At 62.5% G+C, this 2377-nt stretch carries 5 protein-coding genes and 1 pseudogene; all 6 read left to right on the plus strand.

The features are described 5' to 3' along the window. Positions 1 to 229 (plus strand): annotated as a pseudogene (locus EN884_RS33205) (riboflavin synthase); the annotation flags it as partial. Between the two features lie 63 nt (positions 230 to 292). After that, positions 293 to 553 (plus strand): ribbon-helix-helix domain-containing protein, encoded by a 261-nt coding sequence (locus tag EN884_RS33210; RefSeq protein ID WP_013532247.1) that lies wholly within the window; start codon positions 293 to 295, stop codon positions 551 to 553. Next, entirely contained in the window at positions 553 to 828 is a 276-nt protein-coding gene (locus EN884_RS33215; protein ID WP_013532246.1) for a type II toxin-antitoxin system RelE/ParE family toxin, read from the plus strand. The genes EN884_RS33210 and EN884_RS33215 overlap by 1 nt, the downstream gene beginning before the upstream one ends. 81 nt (positions 829 to 909) lie before the next feature. Continuing rightward, positions 910 to 1404 (plus strand): 6,7-dimethyl-8-ribityllumazine synthase, encoded by a 495-nt coding sequence (gene ribH / locus EN884_RS33220; RefSeq protein WP_063167766.1) that lies wholly within the window; start codon positions 910 to 912, stop codon positions 1402 to 1404. Further along, complete coding sequence (gene nusB, locus EN884_RS33225; protein ID WP_013532244.1) at positions 1401 to 1901, plus strand: transcription antitermination factor NusB; 501 nt, start codon at positions 1401 to 1403, stop codon at positions 1899 to 1901. Before ribH ends, nusB begins: the two co-directional genes overlap by 4 nt. Further along, on the plus strand, positions 1898 to 2377 hold a 480-nt coding region (locus EN884_RS33230; protein WP_164895324.1), incomplete at its 3' end, for an MFS transporter. The genes nusB and EN884_RS33230, both read left to right, overlap by 4 nt.

A 2377-nucleotide genomic window follows, 5' to 3' on the forward strand; every position in this document is an offset into this window, starting at 1 on the left:
GCGAGACCTGGCGAAGTTCATTGCGCCCAAGGGATCGGTCGCGCTCGACGGCACCTCGCTCACCGTCAACAAGGTCGAAGGCGCGCGCTTCGACGTGCTTTTGATCCACCATTCGCTGACCGTGACCACCTGGGGTGAGCGCAAGGTCGGTGACCGCGTTAATCTCGAGATCGACACCATGGCGCGTTATGCGGCGCGGCTGGTCGAGGCGACGAAAGAGGGGCTTTAAGTGCTGCTGCACTCGACTTAATCAGTTTTAATCGCTATGATTAAATCTGATTGTGAGGCTCTGATGGATACAAAAGTAATCACCGCTCACGTTCCGCTGCCGCTGGCTGAAAAGGTAGATCAACTGGCTGCCCGCCTTGAGCGCCCACGCGGCTGGATCGTCAAACAAGCTCTTTCCGCGTGGGTGGATTTGGAGGAGGAGCGCCGACGGCTCACGCTTGAAGCAATGGCCGATGTCGACGCAGGACGGGTCATCGATCACCAGGCCGTGCAGGCGTGGGCTGAGAGTCTTGGTACCGACAAGCCACTGCCGGTGCCTCGTTGATGGAGTTGAAATGGACCAACAAGGCTTTGTCCGACTTGGTCCGGCTACATGATTTTCTCGTGCTAGCAAATGGCCCGGCGGCCGCACGTGCCGTGCAGTCGCTTACTGCCGCGCCGGCACGGTTGGTCGAATATCCGCGCATCGGTGAGAGACTGGAAGAGTTCGAACCACGAGAAGTGCGTCGCATTTTGGTAGGCAGCTACGAAATTCGTTACGAGATACAGAACACGACAATTTCTGTGTTGCGCCTGTGGCATACGCGAGAGGATCGATAGGACAGGAGTCCATCCAGCAATCTTCCGCTTGCGATGAACCCGGCTTCGGCCTAAGTCACCGGCAACTCCCCGGAGACTTTTATGGCTGGTACATCCCAACACGGCAAAGCCTTCATTCGTCCGAAGGCGAAGGCGCATCTGCTCATTGTCGAAGCGCGCTTTCACGACGACCTTGCCGACGCGCTGCTCGATGGCGCGACAAGCGCGCTCGATGAGGCGGGCGCGACTTATGACGTCGTCACCGTTCCAGGTTCGCTGGAGATCCCCGCGGTGATCACCTTTGCACTGGACGGCGCGACGGAAGGCGGCACACATTATGATGGCTTTGTCGCGCTCGGCACCGTCATCCGCGGCGACACCTATCATTTCGACATTGTCGCCAATGAATCCAGCCGCGCGCTCATGGATTTGAGCGTGCAGGACTCGGTCTGCATCGGCAACGGCATCCTCACCACCGAGAATGACGCCCAGGCCTGGACTCGCGCCAAGCGCTCGGAAGGCGACAAGGGCGGCTTTGCCGCGCGTGCGGCGCTGACCATGATTGCCCTCAAGGAACAATTGGGAGCGCGATCGTGAGCGAACCCGCTTCGCCCGGGCAGCCCGCGATGCGCCACGCCAACAAGCGCGGCGCTGCCCGTCTGGCCGCCGTGCAGGCGCTCTATCAGATGGATGTCGCCGGCAGCGGTGTCTTCGAGATCACCGCCGAGTACGAGGCGTTTCGCCTTGGCAAGGAAGTCGACGGCGCGCTCTATCGCGAGGCCGATGCGCAATGGTTTCGCGCTATCCTGGCGGGTGTCGTCGAGAACCAGAAGACCATCGATCCGATCATCCGCCAGGCGCTGACCGAGGACTGGCCGCTGTCGCGGCTCGATTCGACGCTGCGCGCCATCCTGCGCGCCGGTGTCTACGAACTGATGAAGCGCGAGGATGTCCCGGTCGCCGTCATAGTCTCCGAATATGTCGACATCGCCAAGGCCTTCTACGAGGAAGACGAGCCGAAGCTGGTCAATGCCGTGCTCGACCGTGTGTCACGCCGGGTGCGTGGCGAGGGGCGCGGCAAGGACGCATCATGACGGCAATCGCCGTCGAGGCAGGCAGCGAGGCGCGCCGCACGGCGCTGATCCTGGCCGCATCGCAGGCGATCATCGGCTCGGCGGCCCCCATCGCCATCTCCGTGGGCGCGCTGGCCGGGCAATATCTGCTTGGCCCCGACAAATCATTGGCGACAGCGCCGATCACCGGCTTCAACATCGGCGTGGCGCTCGGCGCGCTGCCCGCAGCGGCCATCATCCGCAGAATGGGCCAGCGCGGCGGCTTCATGACCGGAACGATCGTCACGGCGCTTGGCGGCCTGATCGCCACGCTTGCGCTTTTTCAAGGGAGCTTCTGGCTGTTTGCCTTTGGCTTGCTCACGATCGGTGTCGGCGGCGCCTTCGTCCAGCAGTTCCGCTTCGCCGCCGCTGACAACGCACCGCCGGAATTCAAGGCGCGCGCCATCTCCTTCGTGCTGGCCGGCGGCCTCGTCACCGCTATCCTCGGGCCGCCGATT

The organism is Mesorhizobium sp. M7A.F.Ca.AU.001.01.1.1 (genome assembly GCF_004022735.1).
Taxonomy (GTDB): domain Bacteria; phylum Pseudomonadota; class Alphaproteobacteria; order Rhizobiales; family Rhizobiaceae; genus Mesorhizobium; species Mesorhizobium ciceri.

What these genes read in the sequence shown, in the direction of transcription:
- EN884_RS33210 (WP_013532247.1), top strand. Translation starts at nt 293, where the DNA reads ATGGATACAAAAGTAATCACCGCTCACGTTCCGCTGCCGCTGGCTGAA.
- EN884_RS33215 (WP_013532246.1), top strand. Translation starts at nt 553, where the DNA reads ATGGAGTTGAAATGGACCAACAAGGCTTTGTCCGACTTGGTCCGGCTA.
- ribH (WP_063167766.1), top strand. Translation starts at nt 910, where the DNA reads ATGGCTGGTACATCCCAACACGGCAAAGCCTTCATTCGTCCGAAGGCG.